At 75.1% G+C, this 26,149-nt stretch carries 26 protein-coding genes and 1 pseudogene; 17 read left to right on the top strand and 10 right to left on the bottom strand.

The genetic code is table 11. The features are described from left to right. The first annotated feature begins 38 nt into the window (after positions 1-38). From ACGF5G_RS14255 to hisF, 3 genes are all read left to right on the top strand, one after another. Complete coding sequence (locus tag ACGF5G_RS14255) at positions 39-317, top strand: hypothetical protein (RefSeq protein ID WP_393262712.1); 279 nt, start codon at positions 39-41, stop codon at positions 315-317. 33 nt (positions 318-350) lie between these two features. Next, entirely contained in the window at positions 351-899 is a 549-nt protein-coding gene (locus ACGF5G_RS14250) for a hypothetical protein (RefSeq protein WP_393262710.1), read from the top strand. A gap of 139 nt (positions 900-1,038) precedes the next feature. Further along, positions 1,039-1,806, top strand: coding sequence for an imidazole glycerol phosphate synthase subunit HisF (hisF, locus tag ACGF5G_RS14245; RefSeq protein ID WP_393262708.1), 768 nt, complete (start codon positions 1,039-1,041; stop codon positions 1,804-1,806). Positions 1,807-1,832: 26 nt separating this feature from the next. Here hisF and ACGF5G_RS14240 read toward each other — a convergent pair whose 3' ends face one another. Together ACGF5G_RS14240 and ACGF5G_RS14235 are read right to left on the bottom strand one after the other, a co-directional pair. Then, positions 1,833-2,294, bottom strand: coding sequence for a hypothetical protein (locus ACGF5G_RS14240; protein ID WP_393262706.1), 462 nt, complete (start codon positions 2,292-2,294; stop codon positions 1,833-1,835). Positions 2,295-2,393: 99 nt separating this feature from the next. Next, positions 2,394-3,047, bottom strand: coding sequence for a YitT family protein (locus ACGF5G_RS14235; RefSeq protein ID WP_393262703.1), 654 nt, complete (start codon positions 3,045-3,047; stop codon positions 2,394-2,396). A 58-nt stretch (positions 3,048-3,105) separates the two neighbouring features. Between ACGF5G_RS14235 and ACGF5G_RS14230 the strand changes: the two genes are divergently transcribed. Together ACGF5G_RS14230 and ACGF5G_RS14225 are read left to right on the top strand one after the other, a co-directional pair. After that, complete coding sequence (locus tag ACGF5G_RS14230) at positions 3,106-4,563, top strand: PLP-dependent aminotransferase family protein (protein WP_393262701.1); 1,458 nt, start codon at positions 3,106-3,108, stop codon at positions 4,561-4,563. 50 nt (positions 4,564-4,613) lie between these two features. Beyond that, entirely contained in the window at positions 4,614-5,897 is a 1,284-nt protein-coding gene (locus tag ACGF5G_RS14225) for a low temperature requirement protein A (RefSeq protein WP_393262699.1), read from the top strand. A gap of 93 nt (positions 5,898-5,990) precedes the next feature. Here ACGF5G_RS14225 and ACGF5G_RS14220 read toward each other — a convergent pair whose 3' ends face one another. The 3 genes from ACGF5G_RS14220 to ACGF5G_RS14210 form a co-directional block, all read right to left on the bottom strand. Next, positions 5,991-7,817 (bottom strand): AMP-dependent synthetase/ligase, encoded by a 1,827-nt coding sequence (locus tag ACGF5G_RS14220; protein ID WP_393262698.1) that lies wholly within the window; start codon positions 7,815-7,817, stop codon positions 5,991-5,993. Positions 7,818-7,956: 139 nt separating this feature from the next. Continuing rightward, positions 7,957-8,907 carry a terpene synthase gene (locus ACGF5G_RS14215; RefSeq protein ID WP_393262695.1) on the bottom strand — a complete coding sequence of 317 codons (951 nt, stop codon included), beginning with the start codon at positions 8,905-8,907 and terminating at the stop codon, positions 7,957-7,959. A 125-nt stretch (positions 8,908-9,032) separates the two neighbouring features. Next, positions 9,033-9,662, bottom strand: coding sequence for a TIGR03085 family metal-binding protein (locus tag ACGF5G_RS14210; protein WP_357701640.1), 630 nt, complete (start codon positions 9,660-9,662; stop codon positions 9,033-9,035). Positions 9,663-9,808: 146 nt separating this feature from the next. Between ACGF5G_RS14210 and ACGF5G_RS14205 the strand changes: the two genes are divergently transcribed. From ACGF5G_RS14205 to ACGF5G_RS14195, 3 genes are all read left to right on the top strand, one after another. Continuing rightward, entirely contained in the window at positions 9,809-11,689 is a 1,881-nt protein-coding gene (locus tag ACGF5G_RS14205; RefSeq protein WP_393262693.1) for an ABC transporter ATP-binding protein, read from the top strand. Continuing rightward, on the top strand, positions 11,686-13,482 hold the full coding sequence (locus ACGF5G_RS14200) for an ABC transporter ATP-binding protein (protein WP_393262691.1): 1,797 nt from the start codon (positions 11,686-11,688) through the stop codon (positions 13,480-13,482). Before ACGF5G_RS14205 ends, ACGF5G_RS14200 begins: the two co-directional genes overlap by 4 nt. 76 nt (positions 13,483-13,558) lie before the next feature. Next, positions 13,559-14,317, top strand: a complete 759-nt coding sequence (locus ACGF5G_RS14195) for a DUF2470 domain-containing protein (protein ID WP_393262689.1) — start codon at positions 13,559-13,561, stop codon at positions 14,315-14,317. 119 nt (positions 14,318-14,436) lie between these two features. Here the strand turns inward: ACGF5G_RS14195 and ACGF5G_RS14190 are convergent, their stop codons facing one another. The 3 genes from ACGF5G_RS14190 to ACGF5G_RS14180 form a co-directional block, all read right to left on the bottom strand. Next, positions 14,437-15,045 (bottom strand): TetR family transcriptional regulator, encoded by a 609-nt coding sequence (locus ACGF5G_RS14190; RefSeq protein ID WP_393262688.1) that lies wholly within the window; start codon positions 15,043-15,045, stop codon positions 14,437-14,439. A 61-nt stretch (positions 15,046-15,106) separates the two neighbouring features. Further along, a complete protein-coding gene (locus ACGF5G_RS14185; protein ID WP_393262687.1) occupies positions 15,107-15,862 on the bottom strand; it encodes an ABC transporter permease in 756 nt (251 codons plus the stop codon). After that, the gene (locus tag ACGF5G_RS14180; protein WP_393262685.1) at positions 15,859-16,605 is read right to left on the bottom strand and encodes an ABC transporter ATP-binding protein; all 747 of its coding nucleotides are present in this window, start codon (positions 16,603-16,605) and stop codon (positions 15,859-15,861) included. The genes ACGF5G_RS14185 and ACGF5G_RS14180 overlap by 4 nt, the downstream gene beginning before the upstream one ends. A gap of 108 nt (positions 16,606-16,713) precedes the next feature. On the opposite strand from ACGF5G_RS14180, the gene ACGF5G_RS14175 reads away from it, so the two are divergent. The 6 genes and pseudogenes from ACGF5G_RS14175 (at position 16,714) to ACGF5G_RS14150 (ending at position 21,687) form a co-directional block, all read left to right on the top strand. Beyond that, a complete protein-coding gene (locus ACGF5G_RS14175) occupies positions 16,714-17,100 on the top strand; it encodes a MerR family transcriptional regulator (protein WP_393262683.1) in 387 nt (128 codons plus the stop codon). Then, complete coding sequence (locus tag ACGF5G_RS14170) at positions 17,097-18,101, top strand: aldo/keto reductase (RefSeq protein WP_393262681.1); 1,005 nt, start codon at positions 17,097-17,099, stop codon at positions 18,099-18,101. The genes ACGF5G_RS14175 and ACGF5G_RS14170 overlap by 4 nt, the downstream gene beginning before the upstream one ends. Positions 18,102-18,260: 159 nt before the next feature. Beyond that, positions 18,261-18,857 (top strand): annotated as a pseudogene (locus ACGF5G_RS14165) (phosphoribosyl-AMP cyclohydrolase); the annotation flags it as partial. A gap of 180 nt (positions 18,858-19,037) precedes the next feature. Next, on the top strand, positions 19,038-19,475 hold the full coding sequence (gene hisI, locus ACGF5G_RS14160) for a phosphoribosyl-AMP cyclohydrolase (protein WP_393263300.1): 438 nt from the start codon (positions 19,038-19,040) through the stop codon (positions 19,473-19,475). Next, positions 19,472-21,061, top strand: a complete 1,590-nt coding sequence (locus ACGF5G_RS14155) for an anthranilate synthase component I (RefSeq protein ID WP_393262678.1) — start codon at positions 19,472-19,474, stop codon at positions 21,059-21,061. Before hisI ends, ACGF5G_RS14155 begins: the two co-directional genes overlap by 4 nt. After that, entirely contained in the window at positions 21,058-21,687 is a 630-nt protein-coding gene (locus tag ACGF5G_RS14150) for a Trp biosynthesis-associated membrane protein (RefSeq protein ID WP_393262676.1), read from the top strand. The genes ACGF5G_RS14155 and ACGF5G_RS14150 overlap by 4 nt, the downstream gene beginning before the upstream one ends. On the opposite strand, the gene ACGF5G_RS14145 is transcribed toward ACGF5G_RS14150, so the two are convergent. Continuing rightward, complete coding sequence (locus ACGF5G_RS14145; RefSeq protein WP_393262674.1) at positions 21,680-21,937, bottom strand: hypothetical protein; 258 nt, start codon at positions 21,935-21,937, stop codon at positions 21,680-21,682. The genes ACGF5G_RS14150 and ACGF5G_RS14145 overlap by 8 nt on opposite strands. Before the next feature lie 486 nt (positions 21,938-22,423). On the opposite strand from ACGF5G_RS14145, the gene trpC reads away from it, so the two are divergent. From trpC to trpA, 3 genes are read left to right on the top strand one after another with little or no spacing between them, the layout of a single operon-like run. Beyond that, entirely contained in the window at positions 22,424-23,227 is an 804-nt protein-coding gene (gene trpC, locus ACGF5G_RS14140; protein ID WP_350681602.1) for an indole-3-glycerol phosphate synthase TrpC, read from the top strand. Between the two features lie 36 nt (positions 23,228-23,263). Beyond that, positions 23,264-24,502: a tryptophan synthase subunit beta gene (trpB, locus tag ACGF5G_RS14135; RefSeq protein WP_393262673.1), complete on the top strand. Its 1,239-nt coding sequence runs from the start codon at positions 23,264-23,266 to the stop codon at positions 24,500-24,502. A gap of 4 nt (positions 24,503-24,506) precedes the next feature. Next, positions 24,507-25,310 (top strand): tryptophan synthase subunit alpha, encoded by an 804-nt coding sequence (gene trpA, locus ACGF5G_RS14130; RefSeq protein WP_393262670.1) that lies wholly within the window; start codon positions 24,507-24,509, stop codon positions 25,308-25,310. A gap of 154 nt (positions 25,311-25,464) precedes the next feature. Here the strand turns inward: trpA and ACGF5G_RS14125 are convergent, their stop codons facing one another. Beyond that, entirely contained in the window at positions 25,465-26,091 is a 627-nt protein-coding gene (locus tag ACGF5G_RS14125; protein ID WP_393262667.1) for an NUDIX hydrolase, read from the bottom strand. Positions 26,092-26,149: the final 58 nt, after the last annotated feature.

The following is a 26,149-nucleotide window of genomic DNA, read 5'->3' as shown; positions in this document are numbered from 1 at the left end:
CCGATTACCCCGGCGTCGGGCGGGCCTAGCGTCGACGCATGGCCACTCGACTCTTCGTCCTCGAACGCTACGACCGCGTTCCGGGGGAGTGCGCCGACGTGCCGGTCGGCGCGCTGAGCACCGGCGTCACCCGGCTGCGGGGCGCGCTGCGGATCCCGGCCGACGACGTGGCGCTGGCGCTGGTCGAGGGGCCCGACGCGGAGACGGTGACGGCGGTGGCCGCTGCCGCCGGCTGGCGCGTCGACCGGCTGGCCCCGGCCGAGTGGATCACCGCGCCGGCCGCCCCGGCGCCGGGGAGCGGAGGAGACCGACCGTGACCGGCTCCGACCGTCATGAGGAGGTACGTCGAGGTGAAGCAGATCCGTCATCACCGGCGGTCCGTGTTGCTGCTGGCCGGGCTGCTCGCAACGGCCGGGCCGGTGGCCGGCTGCGGGGGTACGGAGGAGACCCCGCCCGTCGCCGGTGTCGAGGCGACCCGGGAGGCGGTGGTCACCGGGACCACGGCCGCCGAGCCCTCCCCGACGCCGGCGGCGTCGGCCCCGGACCCGTGCGCGCTCGTGTCCCGGCGGGAGGCCGAACAGCTCGCCGGCACCCCGCTGGAGGAGGGCCAGCCGGTGCGCGAGACCTGCACCTACACCGGGCCGACCAGCGGGCCGACGGCCCAGGTGGAGATCTTCGTGGGCGAGGGCGCGAGGAAGTTCCTGGACATCGAGCGGGACCTCGGCCACGAGCTGCGGCCGCTGGCCGGGGTCGGCGACGAGGCGTACGCGAGCCACGAGGCCGTCTTCGTGCACCGGTCGGGGGTCTGGGCGTCGGTGCGCCTGGTGCGGCTCAACGACCCGGCGGAGAACCGCGCGCCGCTGGAGCGGGTGGCCCGCACCGTGGCGGGACGGCTCTGAGCGGGTGGGCGGATGCTCGTCCGGGCGTGCGGACGGGCACCTCCGGACGCCTCCGCTGGGGCAGGGAACCCGTGTCTGCGGCGGTGGTCGGCCTCACAGGGCCGGTCAGCGCCGTCACCGGGAAGGATAGGCTCGCGGCATGACGGTGGCGGTACGCGTGATCCCGTGTCTGGACGTGGACGCCGGGCGGGTGGTCAAGGGGGTCAACTTCCTCGACCTGCGCGACGCCGGCGACCCGGTGGAGCTGGCCGCGGCGTACGACCGGGCCGGCGCGGACGAGCTGACCTTCCTCGACGTCACCGCCTCCTCCAGCGACCGCGGCACCATGCTCGACGTGGTCCGCCGCACCGCGGAGTCGGTCTTCATCCCGCTGACCGTCGGCGGCGGCATCCGGCAGGTCGCCGACGTCGACACCCTGCTGCGGGCCGGCGCGGACAAGGTCGGGGTGAACACCGCCGCGATCGCCCGCCCCGAGCTGATCGCCGAGATCGCCGACCGGTTCGGCAGGCAGGTGCTGGTGCTCTCGCTCGACGTGCGGCGCGCGCCGGCCGGCACCACGCCCAGCGGCTTCGAGGTGACCACCCACGGCGGCCGGCGCGGCACGGGGCTGGACGCGGTCGGGTGGGCCCGGCGGGGCGCCGAGCTGGGCGCGGGGGAGATCCTGCTCAACTCGATGGACGCCGACGGCACCAAGGCCGGCTTCGACCTCGAACTCATCGGCGCGGTGCGCCGGGTGGTCGACGTGCCGGTGGTGGCCAGCGGTGGCGCGGGCGAGGTGGCGCACTTCGCGCCGGCGGTCGGCGCCGGCGCGGACGCGGTGCTCGCCGCCAGCGTCTTCCACTTCGGGGAGCTGACCGTCGCCGAGGTCAAGGACGCGCTGCGCGGAGCAGGCCACCCCGTCCGCTGACCGAAGGCCTGGGGCGTCGGCCGGGGTCAGTCCGGGCGGGACCGGTTCTCCGGGGAGCGCCGGGGTGCCGGGATCGACCGCACCACGTATTCCTGCACGGCTGCGGCGTGCTCCTCCTCGTCGAGGTGCCACTCGGCGCTGACCGGGGTGTGGCGCCGGCTGAGCACGCCCTGCACCGTGTCCACCGTCGTGGCCAGCCCGGCGCTCGGTCGGGTGCGCCAGAGCCGCTCACCGTCGGCGGTGATCCGGAACCAGCCGTCGGCGACGCTGACCAGCCCGGCCCCGACGAGCCGGCGGACCGCCACCTCCACCTCGTGCCGCTCGGGGATCGCCTGGTTGAGGTGGTCGGCGGTGGAGAGCACGTCGGCGAGGCGCACGCCCTCGGGCCGGCGGCTGGACGCCGCCCGGCGGTGCCGGCCGGCACCGCTGGCGATCACCAGCGAGACGAAGATCCAGGCGTCGGTCCAGCGCCAACCGTTCTCCCCCATGCCAGGATTCTGCCGGGCGTGGCGGCCGAAGGGAACACCGACGCCGCGCCGGCGTCCCGGAACAGGGGTTCGTGGCCGTCTGCGCTGCGGTGGGACCGGTCAGGTCGCGGGGAGCGGTTCGACGCGGCCCGGGGCGACCTCCGCCGGCTCGGGGACGGTGAACAGCGGCAGGAAGACCTGGGTCAGCGGGCCGATGGCGAGGGCGTAGGCGACCGTGCCGACGCCGACCGTCCCGCCGAGCAGCCAGCCGAGCGCCAGCACCGTGACCTCGATGACGGTGCGGACCAGCCGGATCGACCGGCCGGGCCGCCGGGCGACGTAGCCGGTCATCAGGCCGTCGCGGGGGCCGGGGCCGAGGCGGGCGCCGATGTAGAGGCCGGTGGCCGCGCCGTTGGCCACGATGCCGGCCGCCAGCAGCCCGATCCGTACGCCGAGTGGCCCGCCGGCCGGCAGCAGGGCCAGCGTCGCGTCAACCACCAGCCCGATCACCAGGACGTTGCTCACCGTGCCGAGGCCGGGGCGCTGGCGCAGCGGGATCCAGAGCAGCAGCACCAACGCGCCCACCGCGATGGTGACCGTGCCGAAGGAGAGGCCGGTCAGCTCGGCCAGGCCCTGGTGGAACACGTCCCACGGGTCGAGGCCCAGCCCGGAGTTGATCATGAGGGCCATGCTCACGCCGTAGAGGACGAGCCCCGCGTAGAGCTGGGTCAGCCGCCGCGCGGGACGATGCCGGAGATTGCCAATCGCTGCCACTCATGCCACTCTAGGGTCCAATTGGCGGGATGGAAGAGCCAATATCGGAGGGGTGGCCATGACGAGTCAGGTTCGGGGTGCTCAATTGGCTCGGCTTCTCGGCCAGTGGCATGCACTTCCGGGCCGCCGTCGCAGCCCCGACTACGCCGCCCTGGCCGGTGCCGTGCGGGGCCTGCTCGCCGACGGCCGGCTGCCGCTGGGCGTCCGGCTGCCGGCAGAGCGGGAGCTCGCCGAGGCTCTGAAGATCAGCCGGACCACCGTCACCGCCGCGTACCGGGAGCTGCGGGAGAGCGGCCACCTGGCCAGCCGGCGCGGTGCCGGCAGCTGGACCATGCTCCCGGGCACCCACCGGGTGGCGAGCACCGGCCTGTGGACCCCGCTGGACGACCGGGACATGATCGACCTCGGGGTGGCCGCGCTCGCCGCCCCGCCGGAGTTGCTGCCGGCCGCCCGGGCCGCCGCCGAGGACCTGCCGCGCTACCTGGGCGGCGCCGGCTACCACCCGACCGGGATCATCGAGCTGCGCGAGGCGGTGGCCCGGGCGTACACCGAGCGTGGCCTGCCCACCTCGCCCGACCAGATCATGGTCACCAACGGCACCCAGCACGCGCTGGACCTGGTGCTGCGCCTGTCGCTCGCGCCGGGCGGCAACGTGCTGGTCGAGGCGCCCAGCTACCCCAACGCGCTGGCCGCGCTGGCCGCCCGGCGAGCCCGGATCACCACCCACGGCCTCGCCGTCGACGAGCCCGGGTGGGACGCCGACCTGCTGCTCGGCAGCCTCCGCCAGGCCCGGCCCAAGCTGGCGTACCTGATCCCGGACTTCCAGAACCCGACCGGCCACCTGATGCCGGCGTCGCTGCGCGAGCGGGTGGTCGGCACCGCGCACGCCGTCGGCACCGACCTGGTCGTCGACGAGTCCTTCGTCGACCTGCCCCTGGACGGGACGGTGCTGCCCCCGCCGACCGCCAGCTTCGACCGGCACTCCCGGGTGGTCACCATCGGCGGGATGAGCAAGCCCTTCTGGGGCGGCCTGCGGATCGGCTGGGTCCGCGCCTCGGCCCCGCAGGTGCAGCGGCTGGCCGCCACCCGGGTCGGCGTCGACATGGCCAGCCCGGTGCTGGACCAGCTGGTCGCGGTCCACCTGCTCGCCGACGCCCCGGCGATCGTCGCCGCGCGCCGGGCGCAGCTCACCGCCCAGCGCGACGCGCTGCTGGCGGCGCTGGCCGAGCGCCTGCCCGAGTGGCGGGTCACCGTGCCGCACGGCGGCGTGACCCTGTGGGCCGAACTCGACGGCCCGATCTCCAGCGCGCTCGCCCGGGCCAGCGAGGAGGTCGGCGTACGGCTGGCACCCGGCCCCCGGTTCGGCCTGGACGGCACGCTGGAGCGCTTCCTACGGCTGCCGTTCACCCTGCCCGCCGCCGACCTCGTCGAGGCGGTCGGGCGGATCGCCGCCGTCCGGTACGACCTGGACCGCGGCGGCCGGCCGCAGTGGCGGGAGCCGGCCGTCATCGCCTGACCCCGGGACGCCGGGACACCCCACCGCGGGCGGCTGCCAGACTGTGCGCCGTGGCGACTGGTAGTACGACGCGGCGCGCGCCGCGCATGCGGGTCATGCGGGAGGGGTCCACCGTGACCCCGCTCGAACTCTTCTTCGATCTGGTCTTCGTCTACGCGCTCACCCAGGTGACCGCCCTGATGGCCGACGACCTCACCGGGCGTGGGTTGCTGCGTGGCCTGCTGGTGCTGGCCCTGCTCTGGTGGTGCTGGTGCTGCTACGCGTGGCTCGGCAACACGGTCCGGGCCGACGAGGGCGTGGTCCGGGTGGCCCTGTTCGCGGTCATGGCCGCCATGTTCGTGGTCGCGGTGACCATCCCGGAGGCCTTCGACGACCTGCCCGGCGGGCTCTCCGGGCCGGTGGTCTTCGCCGCGTGCTACCTCGTCGTGCGGGTGCTGCACCTGGTGATCTACTGGCACGCCGCGCGCGGCGACGAGGGGCTGCGCCGGCAGTTGCTGCGGGCGGTGCTGCCCATGCTGGGCGGGGCGCTGCTGCTCTTCTCCGCCGCGTTGCTGCCGCAGCAGCTCGCCGACGACCCGGCCCGGGCCTCCACCATCCGTACGGCGCTGTGGGTGCTCGCGCTGGCCGTGGACTACGGCGGGATCATGGCCATCGGCGCGGATGGCTGGCGGATCTTCTCGGCCGCGCACTGGACCGAGCGGCACGGGCTGATCATCATCGTGGCGCTGGGGGAGTCGCTGGTGGCCATCGGCGTCGGCGTCACGCACCTGCCGATCTCCTGGCCGATCATCGTCGCCTCCGTGCTGGCCATCACCGTGACGGCCGCGTTGTGGTGGGCGTACTTCGACGTGGTGGCCATCGCGGCGGAGCAGGTGCTGCACCGGGCCGAGGGCGCGGCCCGCGCCGCGCTGGGCCGGGACTCGTACACGTACCTGCACCTGCCGATGGTGGTCGGCATCATCCTGCTCGCGCTCGGCTTCAAGAAGGTCCTGTCGTACGTGGGCGACGGCAGCGCGCACGACCTCACCGACCCGCTGCACGGCCTGGGCCTCTACGCCCTCTACGGCGGGGTGGTGCTCTACCTGCTCGGGCACCTGGGCTTCCGGCTGCGCAACATGGGCTCGGTGAACTGGCCACGGGCGGTGACGGTGGTTCTCCTGGTCGCTCTCGTGCCGCTGGCCGACCGGCTGCCGGCGCTGGCCGCGCTCGCGGTGCTCGCCGTCGTCTGCGTCGGCATGGTGGCGGCCGAGGTGTGGCTCTTCGGCGAGGACCGGCGAGCCCTGCGGGACGCGTCGTTGACCGCGCACGGCGCCGGGCCCGAGCCCGGCCGCTGACCCCTCAGAGGCAGAGCAGACGAGGTGGCGGGGCCGCCACCTGTGACGGTCGGCGGCCCGCGCCTGGCCGGGCGGGCCGCCGACGCGGCGTGCTCAGAGTTCGGCGAGCGTGCCGGCGTACATCTTCTCGATCTCGGCGGCGAAGTTGCTCTCCACCCCACTGCGCTTGATCTTGAGTGACGGGGTGATCTCGCCGTCCTCGATGGTCAGGTCGCGTGGCAGGATGGCGACCTTCTTGATCGTCTCCCAGCGGTTGAGCTTGGTGTTGAGCTCCGCGACGTACCCCTCGACCATGGCCTGCGCCTCGGGCGAGGCGACGATCTCGGCGTAGTCGCGGCCCTCCAGCGAGGTGCCGGCGGCCCAGCCCCTGATCGCGTCCGGGTCCAGCGTGACCAGCATCGTGCAGTAGTTGCGGGCCTGGCCGATCACCACCGCCTGGGACGTGTACGGGCAGGTCGCCTTGAACATCCCCTCGATGTGCGAGGGCGCGATGTACTTGCCGCCCGAGGTCTTGACCAGGTCCTTCTTCCGGTCGGTGATCTTCAGGTAGCCCTCGGCGTCCAGCGTGCCGATGTCACCGGTGCGGAAGTAGCCGTCCTCGGTGAACGCGGCGGCGGTCTCCTCGGGCAGGTTGTGGTAGCCGCGCATGACCGGCCGGCCGCGGACGAGGATCTCGCCGTCGGTGTCGATCCGGCACTCCAGATCGCCCAACGCCTTGCCGACGGTGCCGATCCGCAGCCCGTCCGGCGGGTTGACGAAGTTGCCGGCGCTGGTCTCGGTGAGGCCGTAGCCCTCGGAGATCGGCAGGTTGGCGGCGGCGAAGAAGGTGGCGATCTCCGCGCTGAGCGGTGCGGCGCCCGAGACGAGCACCCGGATCCGGCCGCCGAGGCGGGCCTGGAGCTTGCTGAACACCAGCTTCTCGGCCACCGCGTACTTCAGCCTCAGCCCCGTCGGGACCGGCCTGCCGGCCTGCTCCAGGGCGACCCTCTCCTTGCCGACCCGCACGCCCCAGGCGAAGATCTTCGCCTTCGCGCCGCCGGCGTCCTGGGCCGTGGTGACCGCCTTGTTGTAGACCTTCTCGAAGACCCGCGGCGCGCCGCACATCAGCGTCGGCTTCACCACCCCGAGCAGCTCGACCAGCTTGTCCACCCGCCCGTCGACGTACGTCGGCAGGCCCACGTGGATCACCCCGCAGAGCAGCGTCTTGCCGAACGAGTGGGACAGCGGGAGCCAGAGGTACTGCAGGTCGTCGTCGCGGAGCAGCCCCAGCTCGGCCTGCGCCACGCCCTCCCAGCACCAGCCGCCGTGCAGCAGCTCGACGCCCTTCGGGCGCCCGGTGGTGCCGGAGGTGTAGATCAGGGTGGCCAGGTGGTCGGGGCCGATCCCGGCGACCAGCATCTCGATCAGGTCGGGCTCGGCGGCCAGCGCCCGGGCACCCTGCTCCTCCAACTCGGCGAGGGTGAGCTGCGGGACGGCGGCGGACGGGTCGGCCGCGCCGTCGAAGAGCACCACGTGGGTCAGGGCCGGCAGGTCGGCTCCGGCGATCTTGGCGGCTTGGGCCGGGTTCTCGGCGAACAGCACCCGGGAGCCCGAGTCGGCGATGATGTAGGTCGCGTCCTCCGGCTCGGTGGTGGGGTAGACGGTGGTGGTCGCGCCCCCGGCACACATGATGCCGAGGTCGGCGAGCACCCATTCGAGCCGGGTGTTGGCCAGAATCGCCACCGGATCCTCCTGGCCGACGCCGAGCCCGTGCAGCCCGGCGGCGACCGCCTTGGCGCGGCGGGCCACCTGCGCCCAGGTCAACCAGACCGGCCCCGAGTCTTCGGAGGCCGGGTGGGCAAAGGCGTCGCGGTCGGGGGACGCCGCCACGCGCTTGAGGAACATGTCCGGGATGGAGCGGTACGGTACATCGAGAGCCATCGCTGTAGCCGCCTTCGGGGGTGGAGGCGTGACGGTCGTCACGTCAGTATTCGTTACCGAAGAGTATTGCCTGCACCCCGGGCGTCGGCCAGCCCCGGTCGATCACGGCTGGGCCACGTCCCCGGGACCTGGGGCGCCCTCAGGCGTACCGGGCGGCCCGCAGCGACCAGTCGTAGGTGGCCCGGATCCAGTTGCGGCGGGCGAACACCGCCGGTCGCAGGCCCTCGTCGCCGGCGGCCAGCAGCGCCGACTCCGTCGCCAGGTAGGCCGCCAGGGACTCGTTGAACCGGTCGGCCGCCGCCCGCAGGGCCGACGGCTCGTCGCCGCCGGTCCGCCCGGCGGCGATGACGGCCACCAGGTTGTGGCCGTCCGGCTGGGCGAGGTTCTCCTTGCCGTACGAGAAGACGTCGTTGCACCAGCAGACCAGGTCGGCGGCGAGCAGGTCGAGCGTGACCAGCGCGGGCTCGGCGCGTTCGGCCGCCCCCGGCCGACCGCCGGCGGCCAGTTCGGTGAGGGTGAAGCTGGGGTGGACCGCGCCGGTGTGCCGGCGCATCTGGACGTACTCCGCCAGCTCCGGCACCCGGCCGTGCTCGCGGTTCGCGGCCTCCCAGAGCAGCGCCAGCAGGTACTCCCGCACCTGGCTGGTGAAGCGCAGCAGCACTGCCGGCGTCCCGGCGGCGCGCACGCGCCGGCACAGGTCGGCCAGCGCGTCGCCCAGCGGGCCGGCGGCGCCGGCGGGTGCCACCGGGTCGCCGTGCCGGTCCAGCACGTCCAGCATGGCGGCAACCGTCGGCGCCAGCCGGGTGGGGCCGTCGCCGAGGCCGTCCTCGTCGCAGGCGTCGTCCATCACGAACAGCCAGGAGATCAGGTCGGCGAGCAGGCGCAGCCGGTCGACGGGCCCCTCCGGGCAGGCCCGACCGGCGAGGCCGGCGGCGTCGGCCCGGCGCAGCCGGTGCAGCCGGTGCCCGTTAGCGATCAGGCCGTGGCCGAGCACCCACTCGGTGCTCTCCTGTGCCACCTGGTCGGTGGCGTCGTGCCGGCGCGCGGGAAAAGGGGGTTCCCGCAGCGCCGAGAGCGCGAAGGTCCGCATGGCGCCCCCTGTCGCGCCGCCCCCGGGCGGGACGGCGCGGGACAGCGTACGGGAGAGGGGATCGGCGGCGGTCGTTGGGTAGAGGCAGCCTGCCGGAGAGATCGTGACCATTTCCGTACAGTCCGTTACATGCCCAGGTGGGCGTTGCGCAGCCGGTCGGCCAGCGCCGTCGGCCCGTCGACCTGCACCCGGGCCACCCGCTGCCGGCCGGAGAGGAACAGGACCAGCTCGCCGGGCGCCCCGACCACGCGGACGGGCTCGCCGCCCCGGCCGACGGAGAGCGCGCCGTAGCCCGGCGCCTGCACGAAGACGTCGGCCGGGAACCGACGCAGTGCCAGCCGGGCCAGCCCGGCGGCGCGCGTCCACAGTGCGGCCTGGAGCCGGGCCGCCAGGTCGCGCGGAAGCCAGCCCGGGCGGGCGCGGCGCACGTCCTCGTGGTGGATGAAGAACTCCATCGTGTTGGCCAGCTCGTCGGTCACCGGGTTGCTGACCGGGCTCCACACCGGTGGCCGGCGCACCTGCTCGACCAGGCGGGGCCAGGGGCGCGCCGCGATGCGCCGGCGCACCCGCTCGGCGTACCCACGCAGGGGTCGCAGCAGGATGCCGCCGGCGGCGTCCGGGCGGCGCTCACGCAGCACCAGGTGGGCGGCGAGGTCGCGGGTCGTCCATCCCTCGTTGACCGTCGGGGCGTCCGGTCCCAGCGTGAGCATCAGGTCGGCGAGCGCCTCGCGCTCCGATCGGGCGTACCGCGGCATGGCATCGATCGTAGGCGCGGACGCCCGGGTCGGCGCGCCGGCGCGGCGGGTCGGCCGTGACGGCGGACATAGCGGCCCGGGGCGGCGGAGCCGGCCCCGACCGGTAAGGATGAGGGAGATAATTGCGGCTTACGGCGGGGGAGAGCGTGGCGAGCAGGACAAGTCGGGACGTGCTCGGTCGGGGGTTGGCCGTCCTCGGGGTGGCCATCCGGGAGCAGCCGCGGATCTTCGCGGTCGCGGTGACCGGCAGCGTGCTCTTCGGCGCCATGACGGTGGCCAGCGCATACGTGGTGGGCGCGGTGGTCGGCGACGTGGTGGTCCCGGCGATCGAGCGCGGCTCGGTCGGGGTCGGGGCGCTCGCCCTGGCGGCCGTCGCGCTGTTCGGCATCAGCGTGCTGCGGGTGGCCGGCATCTTCGGCCGCCGGCTCGGCGCGGGTTACATGCAGTACCGCCTCCAGGCCGCCTACCGGCGCCGGGTCACCCGGCGCTACCTGGAGCTGCCGCTGTCCTGGCACCACCGCAACGCCACCGGCACCCTGCTGTCCAACGCCAACTCCGACGTGGAGGCCGCCTGGCACCCGATCGCCCCGCTGCCGTTCGCGGTCGGCACCCTGGTGATGCTGGTCGGCGCGGTGGCCTCGCTCTTCGCCACCGACTGGGCGCTGGCCCTGGTCGGCCTGGCGGTCTTCCCGGCGCTCTTCGCGCTCAACGTCGCCTACTCCCGCCGGATGGCCCCCCGCCAGGCGCGGGCGCAGCGGCTGCGCGCCGAGGTCAGCGGCATCGCCCACGAGAGCTTCGACGGCGCCCTGGTGGTCAAGACGATGGGCCGGGAGGCCCAGGAGACGGACCGGTTCGCCGCCCGCGCGGGCGAGCTGCGCGACGCGCTGGTGTCGGTGGGGCGGCTGCGCGGCGTCTTCGACCCCGTGCTGGAGACCCTGCCCAGCCTCGGCACCCTCGCGGTGCTGGTGGTCGGCACGTTCCGGCTGCGGCAGGGCGCGATCAGCGTCGCCGAGCTGGTCAGCGTCGCCTTCCTCTTCACCGTGCTGGCCTTCCCCGTCCGGGCCATCGGCTGGGTGCTGGCCGAGCTGCCGCGCAGCGTCGCCGGCTGGGACCGGGTCCGCCGGGTCCTCGACGCCACCGGCGAGATGCCGTACGGCGACACGACGCTCGACCCGGCCGACCCCCGCCCCGCCACCCTCACCTTCGCCGGCGTCCGGTTCGGCTACGAGCCCGCCGAGGCGCACCTGCCCGGCACGGAGGTGCTCGGCGAGGTCTCCTTCACCGTGCCCGCGGGGAAGACCGTCGCCCTGGTCGGGCCGACCGGCGCCGGCAAGTCCACGATCGCCTCGCTGGCCGTGCGGCTGGTCGACCCCGGGGCCGGCACGGTCGCCCTGGACGGGGTGGACGTGCGCCGGCTCACCGCCGCCTCGCTGGCCCGCACCGCCGCGCTGGTCGCCCAGGTGCCGTTCGTCTTCGACGACACGGTGCGGGCCAACATCACCCTGGACCGGCCGGGCATCGGCGACGACGACGTCTGGGCCGCGTTGCGGCTTGCCGAGGCGGACGGCTTCGTCGCCGCACTGCCCGACGGTCTCGACACGAAGGTCGGCGAGCGGGGCACCTCGCTCTCCGGCGGCCAGCGGCAGCGGCTCACCCTGGCCCGCGCGCTCGCGGGCCGGCCACGCCTGCTCGTCCTCGACGACGCGACCAGCGCCGTCGACCCCCGCGTGGAGGCGGCCATCCTGGCCGGGCTGCGGTCCTCCGCCGGGGAGCCCGGCGCGCCGGCCGCGTCGATCCTGGTGGTCGCCTACCGGCGGGCCACCATCGCGCTGGCCGACGAGGTGGTCTACCTGGAGCAGGGCCGGGTGGTCGCCCGTGGCACCCACGCCGAGCTGCTCGCCACCGTGCCCGGCTACGCCGACCTGGTCACCGCCTACGAGCAGGCCGAGGTCGACCACGCCAAGGACGAGACGTACGACGAGGTCGCCCCGCTGAGCTCGGGCCTGGAGATCGAGGTGGACCGGTGAGTGGTAAGGCGCAGGGGGCGACCGAGGCCGAGACGGCCGAGGCGACCGAGACGACCTGGCAGACGCTGCGGCGAGGCCTGGCGCTCTCCCCGGAGCTGCGGGTCGGCCTCGCCGGCACGCTCGGCCTGGCCCTGGCCTACATGGTCGGCCGGGCGGCCGTGCCGGTGGCCGTGCAGCAGGGCATCGACAACGGCATCGTCGGCGGCCTCGACCTGACCGTGGTCTGGACGGTGGTCGCCGCCACCGCCGCCGTGCTGGTGGTGACCACGGTCTGCGGCTACCTGATGATGCGCCGGCTGTTCACGGTCAGCGAGACCGCGCTGGCCAACGTGCGGGTGCGGGCGTTCCGGCACGTGCACGACCTGTCCATGCTGCACCAGCAGTCCGAGCGGCGCGGTTCGCTGGTGTCGCGGGTGACCAGCGACGTCGACCAGATCACCCAGTTCCTCCAGTGGGGCGGCGTGATCCTGGTGATCAACCTCGGCCAGTTGGTGGTCACCACGCTGGTGATGCTGGCGTACTCCTGGCAGCTGACCCTGCTCGTCTACGCCGCCTTCCTGCCCGCCGTGCTCGTGATCCGGGTGCTCCAGCGCCGCCTCGCCGGGGCGTACGGGGTGGTCCGGCAGCGCACGGGAGCGCTGCTCGGCGCGATCGGGGAGAGCGTGGTCGGCGCGCCGGTCATCCGGGCGTACGGGATCGCCGGGCGCACCGCCCGCCGGCTCGACGGGGCGATCGACGGCCAGCGGCGGGCGCAGCAGCGGGCGATCAGGATCAGCATCCTGGGTAGCTCCGTCGGTGAGCTGGCGGCCGGGCTGGCCCTCGCGGGCGTGGTGGTGCTCGGGGTGACCCTGGGCGCCGACCGCACCCTGAGCGTCGGCGAGGTGACCGCCTTCCTCTTCCTGGTCACCCTCTTCATCCAGCCGGTGCAGATCGCCACGGAGGTGCTCAACGAGGCGCAGAACGCCATCGCCGGCTGGCGCCGGGTGCTGGACGTGCTGGACGTCGCGCCGGACGTCGCCGACCCCGGCGAGCAGGGGCGCGAGCTGCCGCCCGGCCCACTGGACATCCGCTTCGCGGGGGTGGAATTCGCCTACCCGGGCGGCCCGCCCGTGCTGCACGGGATCGACGTGGAGATCCCGGCGAAGAGCCGGGTGGCGGTGGTCGGCGAGACCGGCAGTGGCAAGACCACGTTCGCCAAGCTGCTGACCCGGCTCATGGACCCGACCGCCGGCCGGGTGCTGCTTTCCGGGTTGCCGCTGGAGCAGGTCCGGTTCGCCTCGCTGCGGTCGCGGGTGGTGATGGTGCCGCAGGACGGCTTCCTCTTCGACGCCACGGTGGCGGAGAACGTCCGCTTCGCCCGCCCCGAGCTGACCGACGAGCAGCTCGCCGCTGCCTTCACGGAGTTGGGCCTGGCCGACTGGCTGGAGGGGCTGCCGGCGGGCCTGCGCACCCCGGTGGGGGAGCGGGGCGAGGCGCTGAGCGTGGGGGAGCGGCAGTTGGTCGCGCTGGCCCGCGCGTACGTGGCCGACCCGGACCTGCTGGTGTTGGACGAGGCGACCAGCGCGGTGGACCCGGCCACCGAGGTGCGGCTGCAACGCACCCTGGACGCGGTGACGCGGGGGCGGACGACGCTCGCCATCGCGCACCGGCTCTCCACGGCGCAGTCCGCAGACGAGGTGATCGTGGTGGACCGGGGCCGGATCGTGCAGCGCGGCCCGCACGACGAGCTGGTCCGCGACCCGGAGTCGGTCTACGGCCTGCTCTACGCCTCCTGGCTGGAGCAGACCCGCTGACCCGGTCCCGCTGGACGTCTCCGATCCGGTGCTCTAGTCTCCGGGTTAGGTAAGCCTAACCAAAGGAGGTCGTGTCATGCGGCCCAGCCCGGCGGAGATCGTCCGTACCCTCGTCGCGGGCCGGTTGCCCGGCATCGCCCACGTCGCGCACCGGCCCGGCCCGCACCAGGTCCGGCACGTGACCGACCCGGACGGGCGGGTGCTGCTGCTGGTGCCGGTGGTCAGCGACCTCGCCGCCGCACTGCGGCCCGCCGACGGCGAGTCCGACGTGGCGCTGGTGCTGGACGTGCTCGACCTGCCGCCCGCCGCGGGCGCGCCGAGCCTCGGCCGGGCCTGGGTCTCCGGCTGGGCGACCCGTCTGGAGGGCGCGGAGGAACGCCGGGCCGCGCTGGACTTCGCGGCGGTCGAGCCGACCGGCGACCTGCTCGACGTCGGCACCCGGTTCCGGCTGCACCGCTTCGAGGTGGCCGAGGCCCGCTGGGAACGCGCCGACTCCGTGCGCCGGATCGACCCCACGGCGTACGCCGAGGCGGAGCCGGACCCCCTGCACGCGGTCGAGGCCGGGCTGCTGGCCGACCTCGCCGAGCACCACGCGGCCGAGGTGGCCGCCTACCTGCGGCGGCAGCTCGGCCTGGCCGACAGCGGCCCGGACGCCGCGCCCCGGGTGGTCCGGATCGACCGGTACGGCCTGCTGGCGGACCACGGTCGGCCCGGCGCCCGCCGGCGGGCCCGCCTGGCGTTCCCGCGCCCGCTCGACGGCGAGGAGGAGCTGGCCCGCCTCCTGCACCCGATGCTCTGCCGCCACGCCGCCTCCCGGCACGCCGACCACGCCTGATCCCGCCGCGTACCGGGTCCCGGCGAGCAGACCTGAGCCCGCCGCGTCGCCGCGGTCCCGCCGGCCGCGGCTGGCCGGCCGCCGGGTGCCGCTCGGCCGGCCAGGGGTGCCGGCGCGGGTCAGGCGGCGAAGACCTCGGCGAGGTCGCCGGTCAGGTAGCGCTGCACCGTCGGGCCGACCGCCGCGACGAGCGTCTCCGGGGCCGCCGAGGCGACCGGCTCCAGCCGGACCACGTGCCGCATCATGGCCAGCCCGAGCATCTGGCTGGCCACCAGCGAGCCCCGCAGCGGCAGCTCGGCCGGGTCGGCGTCGAGCTGGTCGAGGACCTTGCGGAGCACCTGGCTGACCAGGAACTCGCGCAGCAGGCGGGCGGTCCACTCGTTGCTCACCGCCGAGCGCAGCAGGGCCACCCCGGCGGTGCCGGCCGGGGAGTCCCAGACGCCGAGGAACGTGCGGACCAGCCGCTCCCCGAGGCCGTCCCGGTCCCCGGCGAGCACCTTCGGCAGCAGCTCGCCGGGGTCGACCGGCGCGTGCATCGCGGCCAGGAAGAGCTGGTCCTTGCTGCCGAAGTAGTGGTGCACCAGCGCCGGGTCCACCTGCGCGGCGGCGGCGATGGCCCGGATCGAGGCCCCGTCGAAGCCCCGCTCGGCGAAGGCGGCGCGGGCGGCCCCGAGGATCGCCTCCCGGGTGTCCGGGTTGCCGGGTCGCCGTCCGGTCCGCCGCGCCATCGCCGCCCTTCGCTCGTCGTCGTCCGCCGCCGGTCCCACCTCGTGGCGGGTGCCGGTGGCATCAGTGGCTGCGCCGCCGCAGGGTGGCCGCGGCGAGCACCAGCGCCAGCACCGCCGCGCCGGCGACGACCGCCATGTCCCGCCACATGGTGCCGGTCGGCTCGGCGTTCGCGCCCACCTCCTGCAGCGCCTCGACTGCGTACGACAGCGGCAGCACGTCACTGACCGCCTGCAACCAGCCGGCCATCTCGCCCCGGGGCACGAACAGCCCGCAGAGCAGCAACTGGGGCACCACCACGACCGGCATGAACTGTACGGCCTGGAACTCGGTGCGGGCGAAGGCGCTGCAGAAGAGCCCGAGCGCGACCGCGAGCACCGCGTTCAGCGCGGCGATCATGATCACCAGGCCGCTGCTGCCGGCGGTGTCCAGGTCGAAGACCCCGTACGCCACGGCGGACGCGATGACGGCCTGGACGACCGCGGCCAGCCCGAACGCGATGCCGTAGCCGAAGAGCAGGTCGAGCTTGCCCAGCGGGGTGGTGAGCAGCCGCTCCAGGGTGCCGGTGGTGCGCTCGCGCAGCATCGCGATGCTGGTCACCAGGAACATGATCACGAAGGGGAAGAAGCCGAGCATCACCAGGGCGACCCGGTCGAACGTCGACGGCTGCCCCGGCGGTGCGGGCTGGTCGACGTACATGAAGTAGACCAGGGCGAGCAGCGCCGACGGCACCACCACGAGCAGCGCCACGGTGCGCCGGTCGTGCCGTAGCTGGCGCAGGATGCGGCCGGTGGTGGCGGCCAGGATCCGCGGGTTCACGACGCCGCCCGCCCGGCGCCGCCCGCCGGGCCCGCCTCGCCCGCCCTGATCAGCCGCAGGAACGCCTCGTCCAGGTCGTCGACGCCGGCGGCGGCGCGCACCGCGTCCGGGGTGTCGTCGGCGATCAGCCGCCCCTCGCGGATCAGTAGCAGCCGGTCGCAGCGGGCCGCCTCGTCCATCACGTGGCTGGAGACCAGCAGGGTGGTGCCGGCGGCGGCCATGGCGTGGAACCGGGCCCAGAGGTCGGCCCGCAGGACCGGGTCCTGGCCGACCGTCGGCTCGTCGAGGACGACCAGCTCCGGCTCCCCGACCAGCGCGCAGGCCAGGGACGCGCGGCTGCGCTGCCCGCCGGAGAGGCTGCCGACGAGCTGGCCGGCCGCCCCGGCGAGCCCGACGTCGGCGACCGCCCGGTCGGCGTCGGCCCGGCCCCGGCCGTGCAGGGCGGCGAAGTAGCGGGCGTTCTCCCGCACGGTGAGGTCGGCGTAGACGCTGGGCGCCTGGGTGAGGTAGCCGACCCGGCGGCGTAGCTCCGGCGTTCCGGCGGGGAGCCCGAGCACGGTGACGGAGCCGGCGCCGACCACCTGCACCCCGACGACCGCGCGCATCAGCGTCGTCTTGCCGCTGCCGCTCGGCCCGAGCAGCCCGGTGACCCGGCCGCGCGCCACGGACGCGCTGATGCCGTGCAGCACCCGTTGCCCGCCCCGGTCGACGACCAGGTCACGGACGGCGATCGCCTCGTCCATCGCTCACCTCCCCGGAAACTCAACGGCCGTTGAACTCGACGCTAGTGGAGATTTCTTCCGGGGCGCAACGGTTGACTTCGTGTGCACTCGAACTGGAAGCCTGGAGGCGTGGACATCAGCACGCGGGAGACGACCCTCACCGTCGGCGAGGCGGCCGAGCGGGTCGGCCTGACCACCTACACGCTGCGCTGGTACGAGCAGGAGGGGCTGGTCGCCCCGGTCGGGCGGGACTCGGCCGGGCGCCGCCGCTACACCGAACGGGACGTGGACTGGCTGTTCCTGCTCACCCGGCTGCGCCGTACGGGCATGCCCGTACGGGACATGCGCCGCTACGCCGAGCTGGCCCGGCAGGGCGACGCCACCCTGGCCGCCCGGCGGGCGCTGTTCGAGGCGCACCGCGCCCGCGTGCTGAGCCGGATGGCCGAGCTGGAGGAGGATCTGAAGGTGCTCAACTACAAGATCGACAACTACCGCCGGGCGGAGGGGTGCCGATGATCCGCCGTCGGCTGGGCGCGGCCGGGCCGGAGGTCTCCGCGATCGGGCTGGGCTGCATGGGGATGAGCTTCGCCTACGGCGGCGCCGACGACGCCGAGTCGACCCGGACCCTGCACCGGGCGCTCGACCTGGGCGTGAACCACCTGGACACCGCCGACATGTACGGCCGGGGCCGCAACGAGGAACTGCTCTCCCCGGTGGTGCGGGCGCGCCGCGACGAGGTCTTCCTGGCCACCAAGTTCGGCAACCGGGTTCGCGGCGACGGCCCCGGCGCCACCGGCAGCCCCGGTGCGTACGTGGACAGCAGCCCGGCCTGGGCGCGTGCGGCGTGCGACGCCTCGCTGCGCCGGCTCGGGGTGGACGCCATCGACCTGTGGTACCTGCACCGGCGCGACCCGGCCACCCCGATCGAGGACACGGTCGGCGCGATGGCCGAGCAGGTCGCCGCCGGCAAGGTGCGGCTCATCGGCCTCTCCGAGGTCAGCCCGGCGACCCTGCGTGCGGCGCACGCGGTGCACCCGGTGACCGCCGTGCAGATGGAGTACTCGCTGTTCAGCCGGGACGTCGAGGGCGAGATGCTGGCCACCTGCCGGGAGCTGGGGGTGGCGCTGGTCGCGTACTCGCCGGTGGGGCGGGGGCTGCTGACCGGGGCGATCACCAGCCGGGAGCAGCTCGCCGCCGACGACTGGCGCACGACGGCGCCGCGCTTCGCCGAGGGCAACCTCGACGCCAACCTGAAGCTGGTCGACGAGGTGAGGGCGGTGGCCGACGAGATCGGCTGCACCCCGGCCCAGGCCGCCCTGGCCTGGCTGCTCGCCCAGGGCGAGGACGTCTTCCCGATCCCGGGCACCCGGCGGGCGCACCGGCTGGCGGAGAACGCGGCGGCGGCCGACATCCGGCTCACCCCGAGGCAGCGGTCCCGGCTGGGCGAGGCGGTGCCGCCGGGCGCGGCGGCCGGCGAACGGTACCCCGAGGCGTCGATGAGGTTCGTCGGGCATTAGCCTTCGGACCGGACACCGGGTCCGCCATCGGGCATTGCGCACCGATCGGGCGTACGGCACGATGGCGCCGTGGGTCACGCTCCGTCACCGGACGAGGGGTTCCTCCGCGACTGGACCGCCCGGCTGCGGGCCGGCGCCGAGCAGCCCGTCGTCGGCATCATGCTGCGCGGCAGCCACGCCCGGCGGGCCGCCACCGCGCACAGCGACGTCGACGTCGACGTGCTGCTCGGTGGCGCCCCGTACGCGGCCCGCCGGGCGTACCTGGCGGAGCACGCCGGGCGGCTGACCCACGTCTCCGTGGCCGCCCGCGACGTGCGCTCCTGGCTGAGCCGGCTCGGCGAGCCGGCCGACTGGGCGTTCGGGCTGCCGGTGACGGCGCCGGCCCGGCTGCTCTGGGCGGATCCGCACTGGCGGGTCCGGATCGACCTGCCGGTGCTCTGCCAGCCGGCCGGCGAGCCGCAGTTGGAGGAGCTGATCGCCACTCTCGGCAAGGTGGCGGGCGCGCGGGACGCCGACGACCACCTCGGCGTCCGGTTGGCCGCCGCCGACCTGGCCCGGCTCTGCCCGTCCGTGCTGCGGCCGGCCAACCCGACGGTCCGGGTGGCGTCCCGCCGGGAGGCCTTCGCCGCCGCCCTCGACCTGCCGGTGGCGCCGCCGAACTACCGGGAGGACATGCTGCTCTGCCTCGGGCTGCGCCCCGGCTCGGTCGGGCAGGTCTGCGCCGCCGCGGCCCGCCTGGTCGCCGGCGCCCTGCCGCTGATCCGCCCGTACGCCGCCGAGATCGCCGAGGTCGCCGGCGCGGACCTGGCCGACGCCCTGGTCGACGGCCGGCTGGACCGCTACGTCGACCAGCTGACCCGGCCCGCCGGCCGGCCGCCGCGCCCCCGGCGGGAGCCGTCGCCGGTGCCCGCCCCGCGTGCGGGACAATGGGTCACTGTGCCCGTACCTGACGCGCCGGTGACCGGCGCCCACCCCACCCCGCAGGAGCCCGCGGCCGGCGGCCCGGCCCGTGCGTCCCGGCTCGACCCGGCCATCGCCGCCCGGCTGCGCCGCACCACCGACGGCCTGGTGGCCGCGGTGGTCCGCCAGCACGACTCCGGCGAGGTGCTGATGGTCGCCTGGATGGACGACGAGGCGCTGCACCGCACCCTGACCACCGGCCGGGCCACCTACTGGTCGCGCAGCCGCCAGGAGTACTGGGTCAAGGGCGCCACCTCCGGGCACCACCAGTACGTCCGCTCGGTCGCCCTGGACTGCGACGGCGACGCGCTGCTGGTCGACGTCGACCAGGTCGGCGCGGCCTGCCACACCGGGCACCGCACCTGCTTCTTCACGGAGCTGCCGGTCAGCGGGGAAGAAGCGGGGGCCCGGTGACGGCGCAGCGCGCGACGCCCGGCGGCGGGTCCCGGACCGACGGCGCGGTCAGCCCGGACGTGGCCTCCTTCACCGAGCTGGCCACCCGCTGGCGCGTCGTCCCGGTCACCCGGCGGCTGCTCGCCGACGCGGAGACGCCGGTCGGCGTCTACCGCAAGCTGGCCGGTGGTCCGGGAACGTTCCTGCTGGAGTCCGCCGAGCAGGGCGTCGGCTCGGCCGGGCTGGCCTGGTCGCGGTACTCGTTCATCGGCGTACGCAGCAGCGCCACGCTGACCGAGCGGGACGGCGTGGCGACGTGGACGGGGCAGCCGCCGGCCGGCGTGCCCACCTCCGGCGACCCGGTCCGGGTGCTGCGCGAGACCGTCGACGCCCTCGCCGGCCCGGCCTGGGACGCGGCCAGCGGCATGCCGCCGCTGACCGGGGGCATGGTCGGCTACCTCGGCTACGAGCTGATCCGCCGGTTCGAGCGGCTGCCCGAGCTGACCGAGGACGACCTGGGCCTGCCCGAGCTGGGCATGATGCTCGCCGCCGACCTGGTGGTGCTGGACCACTACGACGGCTCGGCGATCCTGGTCGCCAACGCGATCCTGCCGCCGCTGGACGAGCCGGACCGCGAGGCCCGGGTCGCGGCCGCGTACCACCACGCGGTCGGCCGGCTCGACGCGATGACCACCGCCCTGTCCCGGCCCATCCCGCCGATGGTGTCCACCGTCGACCGGCCACCCGCCGGGGAGGTGCGCAGCCGCACGCCCGAGGGCGGTTACCCGAAGGCGGTGGAGGCGGCGAAGGAGGCGATCCGGGCCGGCGAGTGCTTCCAGATCGTGCTGGCCCAGCGGTTCGAGCGGCAGACGCACGCCGACCCGCTGGACGTCTACCGGGTGCTGCGCACGACCAATCCCAGCCCCTACATGTACCTGCTGCGCTTCGACGGCTTCGACATCGTCGGTTCCTCCCCGGAGGCGCACCTGAAGGTGACCGCCGACGCGGAGGGGCGGCGGCGGGCGCTGCTGCACCCGATCGCCGGCACCCGGCCGCGCGGCGCCACCCCGGAGGCCGACGCCCGGCTCGCCGCGGAGCTGCTCACCGACCCCAAGGAGCGGGCCGAGCACGTGATGCTGGTCGACCTGGGCCGCAACGACCTGGGCCGGGTGTGCCGTCCGGGCACCGTGGAGGTGCCGGAGTTCGCCACCATCGAGCGCTACAGCCACGTCATGCACATCGTCTCGACCGTCGTCGGCACGCTGCGGGACGACCGCACGGCCTTCGACGCGCTCGCCGCGACCTTCCCCGCCGGCACGCTCTCCGGCGCGCCGAAGGTGCGGGCGATGGAGATCATCGAGGAGTTGGAGCCCGTCCGCCGCGGCCTCTACGGCGGCACCGTCGGCTACTTCGGCTTCGGTGGGGACCTGGACATGGCGATCGCCATCCGCACCGCGCTGATGCGCGACGGCCGGGCGTACGTGCAGGCCGGGGCGGGGGTGGTGGCCGACTCGGACCCGGCCGCCGAGGACCAGGAGACCCGGAACAAGGCCGCGGCGGTGCTCGCCGCGATCGCCGCCGCCGAGACCCTCCGGCCCGCCCGATGACGGCGGCGCAGCCGCGCGGCCACGAGTCGGGGACGGCCGCGGCGGCCGAGGCCGAGGAGCGCGCGCGGGCCGTCGCGGGCCGGCGCGAGCTGACGTACGCGGTGCTGCTCTGCGTGGCCGGCGCGGGCCTCGCGTTCTGGGCGTCGACCCGCACCTGGGCGGTCGAACTGACCGCCCGGCCCACCCCGCTGCCGCCGATACGCGACGCGCGCACGGGCGCGGGCCTGCTGCCGTGGCTGCCGGCGCTGGCCCTGGTGGGGCTGGCTGGGGGCGGCGCGGTGCTCGCCACCCGGGGCCGGTCGCGGCGGCTGCTGGGCGCGCTGCTCTGCGGGCTCGGCGCGGCGGTGGCGGCCGGCGGCGGCTACGGCCTGGTCGCCGGGTTCGACGGTGAGGTCAGCCGGCACTGGCCGGCGCTCTGCCTGGTCGGCGGGGTGCTCGCCGCGGCGGGCGGGTTGCTGACGGCGCTGCGGGGCCGGCGGTGGCCGGCGATGGGCGCCCGCTACGAGCGGCCGGCCCGGGGCGGCGGCGTGCCGGCCGCCCGGGGCGAGGACGGCCGCGTCACCGGCCGGCGCACGACGGAGGCGTGGGACGCGCTGGACCGCGGCGAGGATCCGACGGTCAGCTGACGGGCTGGCGGTCGCGGGCGGCGGCCCGGGCGGCCGTCAGCTCCGCCACCAGGCGGTCCAGCTCGGCCCGCTGTTCGGCGCGGGCCCGGTCGGCGCAGACGGCCTCCCAGGCGTTGCCGCGCGCGGTCCGCATCCGGGCCTCGCCGACCACCGCGCGCTCCAGGGTGTGGACCACGCCGGCGGCGAGCGACGCGACGGTACGCGAGATGGTCGTCAGTCCGATGGTCTGGTTGGGCTCGACAGTGCTCATGATCACCCCGCACGGAGATCGTTGGTGTCGGTGGGGCAGGCGCGACATCGAGTCTGCCCGAGAGAGATGCTGGCTGGCTCACGTTTCGCCGTGGCGACCGACACGTCAACTCTCCGTCCGGGCCCGCGACCAGGGAAAGGGCCGTTCGCCCTTGAGCTAGGTCACAGGGGCCGGCGTCCCGCCGTGGCCGCGCCGGGCGGCCGGTCGCGGGAGTGGACAGGATCGGGCCGAATGCCTCGCGCGGCGGGGCGACGAGACGGGGCGGCGGTCGTCGATGGGCGCGGTCGCCCTGAGTGACGTCCCGTTCACCGGAAGTCGGCCATTATGCCGCAGCCCATCTCGTGAGGCACGCCATACCCCCGGCACCCGTCGCCAGGTGGCGCCCCCTAGCATCGGCCCATGACACCCGGAGAGGGGAGTCCGTTGGTGACTGCTGAGCATGCGCACGCGGAGGGGGACGAGGCCGGTCCGGCGGCGTCCCTAGGCGTGCTCGACGAGATCCTGGCCGGCGTGCGTGAGGACGTGGCCCGGCGACAGGAGCAGGTTCCGCTGGAGCGGATCCGCGAACTGGCCGCCGCCGCGCCGCCGCCGCTGGACGCGTACGCGGCCCTGCGCAAGCCGGGCGTCGCGGTGATCGCCGAGGTGAAGCGCTCCTCGCCGTCCAAGGGGCGGCTGGCGGAGATCGCCGACCCGGCCGACCTGGCCGGTGACTACGCCGCCGGCGGCGCGCGGGCGATCAGCGTGCTCACCGAGGGGCGCTGGTTCGGCGGCTCGCTCGACGACCTGGCCGCCGTCCGTGCCGCCGTCAACATCCCGGTGCTGCGCAAGGACTTCGTGGTCTCCAGCTACCAGGTACACGAGGCCCGGGCGCACGGCGCCGACCTGGTGCTGCTGATCGTCGCCGCCCTGGAGCAGAACGCCCTCGTCGGCCTGCTGGAGCGGATCGAGTCGCTCGGCATGACCGCGCTCGTCGAGGTGCACGACGAGGAGGAGGCCGACCGGGCGCTGGAGGCCGGCGCCCAGGTCATCGGGGTCAACGCCCGCAACCTGCGTACCCTTGAGGTCGACCGCTCGGTGTTCGAGCGGATCGCGCCCGGCCTGCCCAGCAGCGTCGTCAAGATCGCCGAGTCGGGGGTGCGTGGTCCGCACGACCTCATCCGGTACGCCTCGGCGGGCGCCGACGCGGTCCTGGTCGGCGAGGGTCTGGTCACCCAGAAGAGCCCCCGCGAGGCGGTGGCCGAGCTGGTCAACGCCGGCAACCACCCGGCCACGCCCCGCCCGGTGCGCTGATCCCGCGCCGGTTCGCCAGCACCGAGAGGAGAATCCATGAGCGCCGAAGCGCTGGCCGCCCCGGCCGGTCCGCAGCCCGACTCCGCCGGTCACTTCGGCCGGTTCGGCGGCCGGTTCGTACCGGAGGCGCTGGTCGCGGCGCTCGACGAGCTGGACGCCGCGCACCGCACGGCGATGGCCGACGAGTCGTTCCGGGCGGAGTTCGCCGCCCTGCTGCGCGACTACGCCGGCACGCCCTCGCTGCTCTACACGGCCCAGCGGTTCTCCGCCAAGGCCGGCGCGCGGGTGCTGCTCAAGCGGGAGGACCTCAACCACACCGGGGCGCACAAGGTGCGCAACGTGCTCGGCCAGGCGCTGCTGACCAAGCGGATGGGCAAGACCCGGGTGATCGCGGAGACCGGCGCCGGCCAGCACGGCGTGGCCACGGCCACCGCCGCCGCCCTGTTCGACCTCGACTGTGTGGTCTACATGGGCCAGGTCGACACCGAGCGGCAGGCGCTCAACGTGGCGCGGATGCGCATGCTCGGCGCCACCGTCGTCCCGGTCACCAACGGCTCGCGCACCCTCAAGGACGCGATGAACGAGGCGATGCGGGACTGGGTCGCCAACGTCGACGACACCCACTACCTGATCGGCACCGCCGCCGGGCCGCACCCGTTCCCGGCGATGGTCCGCGACTTCGTCCGCGGCATCGGCGACGAGGCGCGCCAGCAGTGCCTCGACCTGACCGGCGCCCTGCCGGACGCGGTCACCGCCTGCGTCGGCGGCGGCTCCAACGCGCTGGGCATCTTCCATGCCTTCGTCGGCGACCCCGACGTGCGGCTCTACGGCTTCGAGGCCGGCGGCGACGGGGTGGAGACCGGGCGGCACGCGGCCAGCATCACCGGCGGCTCCGCCGGCGTGCTGCACGGCACCCGCACGTACGTCCTCCAGGACGCCGACGGCCAGACCTGCGAGTCGCACTCGATCTCCGCCGGGCTGGACTACCCCGGTGTCGGGCCGGAGCACGCCTGGCTGCACGACACCGGCCGGGCCAGCTACGTGCCCGTCACCGACGACGAGGCGATGGCCGCGTTCGAGCTGCTCTGCCGGACGGAGGGCATCATCCCGGCGATCGAGAGCGCGCACGCGCTCGCCGGCACCCTCAAGATCGCCCCGAAGCTCGCCGCCGAGCTGGGCCGGGAGCCCACCGTCGTGGTCAACCTCTCCGGCCGGGGCGACAAGGACGTCCACACGGCCGGCAACTACTTCGGCATCCTCGACAAGGAGCAGTGAGAACGTGAGCCGGATCGGGGTGGCGTTCGACAAGGCGCGCGCCGACGGGCGGGCGGTGCTGGTCGGCTGCATGCCGGCCGGGTTCCCGACCGTCGAGGGCAGCATCGCCGCGATGACCGCGATGGTCGAGGCCGGCGTCGACGTGATCGAGGTGGAGATCCCGTACTCCGACCCGGTGATGGACGGCCCGGTGATCCAGAAGGCCAGCGACATCGCCCTCGCCGGCGGCGTACGCACCGCCGACACGCTGCGCATCATCGAGGCGGTCGCGGCCACCGGGGCGCCCGTGGTCACCATGACCTACTGGAACCCGGTCGAGCGCTACGGCGTGGACGCCTTCGCCCGGGACCTCGCCTCGGCCGGGGGCACCGGTCTGGTCACCCCGGACCTGATCCCCGAGGAGGCCGGCGAGTGGCTCGCCGCCTCGGACGCGTACGGGCTGGACCGTACCTTCCTGGTGTCGCCCTCCTCGACGGACGCGCGACTGGCGATGACCGCGGCGCACTGTCGGGGCTTCGTCTACGCCACCGCGATCATGGGTGTCACCGGCGCCCGGGCGAAGACCTCCGACGCGGCGCCGGTCCTGGTCTCCCGGCTGCGGGAGGTCACCGACCTGCCGGTCGGCGTCGGGCTGGGCGTCGGCACGGGCGCACAGGCCGGCACGGTCGCCGGGTACGCCGACGGCGTCATCGTCGGCAGCGCCCTGATCCGCTGCCTGCTCGACGCCCCGGACGAGGCGTCCGGCCTGGCCGCCCTCCGCACCCTCAGCGCCGAACTCGCCCAAGGCGTCCGCACCCCCACCCCCTGACCCACCCTCCTCCCTCCCTCGCCCTGCCGTCCGCCGCCCGCGATCTTGCACTTTGTGCCCGCGTAATGCACGGGATGCCCTCTTTTGTCGGGGCGGAAAGTGCAAGATCGCGAGAGTTGGGCGGGAGCGTGGGGATGCGGGGGCGCGTGGGGAGTTAGTGGCGGGTTGCCGTGGGTGGATTGGCCCGCTGGCCCGGCGGGTGTCCGGCCGGGGGCGTGATCGCGCTCGGAGTGGTGTCCCTTTCGGCCGCAGTGTCCGGTGCGGGGCTGTCCGGTGCGGGGGTGGACGGCGCGGCGGTGTGCAGGACGCCGGAGCGGCCCGCCAGCGCGTCGGCGAGCGCGGTCCGGGTGGTCGGCGTGAGCGCCTCCGGCAGAGCCGCGGGGTCGTGCCAGGACGCCCGGCAGCCGCCCATCGGCTCGCCGGTCGGCCTCGGCCCCCGGACGCGCGCCCGGAAGACGTGCACCAGGACGTCGGGCAGCGGCCCGGCGTGACCGGCCGACGACGCGACCCGGCCCGCCGACGAGGCCGGGGCGGCGGGGCTCGTCGGCGCCGGGGCGCACGCGCCGGCCAGGTGGTAGAGGCCGACCAGGTCCACGACCTCGACCTCCCAGCCCGTCTCGGCCCGGATGTCGCGCATCGCGGCGTGCAGGGGGCTCTCCGCCGGGCGCAGCCGGCCGCCCGGGAGCCCGTAGCGTCGCTCGCCCCGGCCCTGGCGGCAGAGCAGCACCCGGCCGGCGTCGTCGGTGACGACCGCCGTGACCGCCCAGGTGAGCGCGCCCATGGACAAAGAGCCTACGGGGGCGCAAACCAGAAGTCACCGGGATCGGGCGACGGTGGAC

The sequence above is a fragment of the Micromonospora sp. NPDC047730 genome (assembly GCF_043204765.1).
Taxonomy (GTDB): Bacteria; Actinomycetota; Actinomycetes; order Mycobacteriales; family Micromonosporaceae; genus Micromonospora.
Note: the sequence above shows the minus strand (reverse complement) of the source record. Positions and strands in the feature narration are given on the sequence as shown.

Excerpts from the sequence above, each read along its gene's own strand:
- ACGF5G_RS14170 (WP_393262681.1), top strand. The coding sequence starts at position 17,097 with ATGATCCGCCGTCGGCTGGGCGCGGCCGGGCCGGAGGTCTCCGCGATC.
- ACGF5G_RS14220 (WP_393262698.1), bottom strand. The coding sequence starts at position 7,817 with ATGGCTCTCGATGTACCGTACCGCTCCATCCCGGACATGTTCCTCAAG.
- ACGF5G_RS14195 (WP_393262689.1), top strand. The coding sequence starts at position 13,559 with ATGCGGCCCAGCCCGGCGGAGATCGTCCGTACCCTCGTCGCGGGCCGG.
- ACGF5G_RS14190 (WP_393262688.1), bottom strand. The coding sequence starts at position 15,045 with ATGGCGCGGCGGACCGGACGGCGACCCGGCAACCCGGACACCCGGGAG.
- ACGF5G_RS14240 (WP_393262706.1), bottom strand. The coding sequence starts at position 2,294 with ATGGGGGAGAACGGTTGGCGCTGGACCGACGCCTGGATCTTCGTCTCG.
- ACGF5G_RS14145 (WP_393262674.1), bottom strand. The coding sequence starts at position 21,937 with ATGAGCACTGTCGAGCCCAACCAGACCATCGGACTGACGACCATCTCG.
- ACGF5G_RS14210 (WP_357701640.1), bottom strand. The coding sequence starts at position 9,662 with ATGCCGCGGTACGCCCGATCGGAGCGCGAGGCGCTCGCCGACCTGATG.
- ACGF5G_RS14150 (WP_393262676.1), top strand. The coding sequence starts at position 21,058 with ATGACGGCGGCGCAGCCGCGCGGCCACGAGTCGGGGACGGCCGCGGCG.
- ACGF5G_RS14125 (WP_393262667.1), bottom strand. The coding sequence starts at position 26,091 with ATGGGCGCGCTCACCTGGGCGGTCACGGCGGTCGTCACCGACGACGCC.
- hisF (WP_393262708.1), top strand. The coding sequence starts at position 1,039 with ATGACGGTGGCGGTACGCGTGATCCCGTGTCTGGACGTGGACGCCGGG.
- ACGF5G_RS14255 (WP_393262712.1), top strand. The coding sequence starts at position 39 with ATGGCCACTCGACTCTTCGTCCTCGAACGCTACGACCGCGTTCCGGGG.
- ACGF5G_RS14180 (WP_393262685.1), bottom strand. The coding sequence starts at position 16,605 with ATGGACGAGGCGATCGCCGTCCGTGACCTGGTCGTCGACCGGGGCGGG.
- trpB (WP_393262673.1), top strand. The coding sequence starts at position 23,264 with ATGAGCGCCGAAGCGCTGGCCGCCCCGGCCGGTCCGCAGCCCGACTCC.
- ACGF5G_RS14230 (WP_393262701.1), top strand. The coding sequence starts at position 3,106 with ATGACGAGTCAGGTTCGGGGTGCTCAATTGGCTCGGCTTCTCGGCCAG.
- ACGF5G_RS14215 (WP_393262695.1), bottom strand. The coding sequence starts at position 8,907 with ATGCGGACCTTCGCGCTCTCGGCGCTGCGGGAACCCCCTTTTCCCGCG.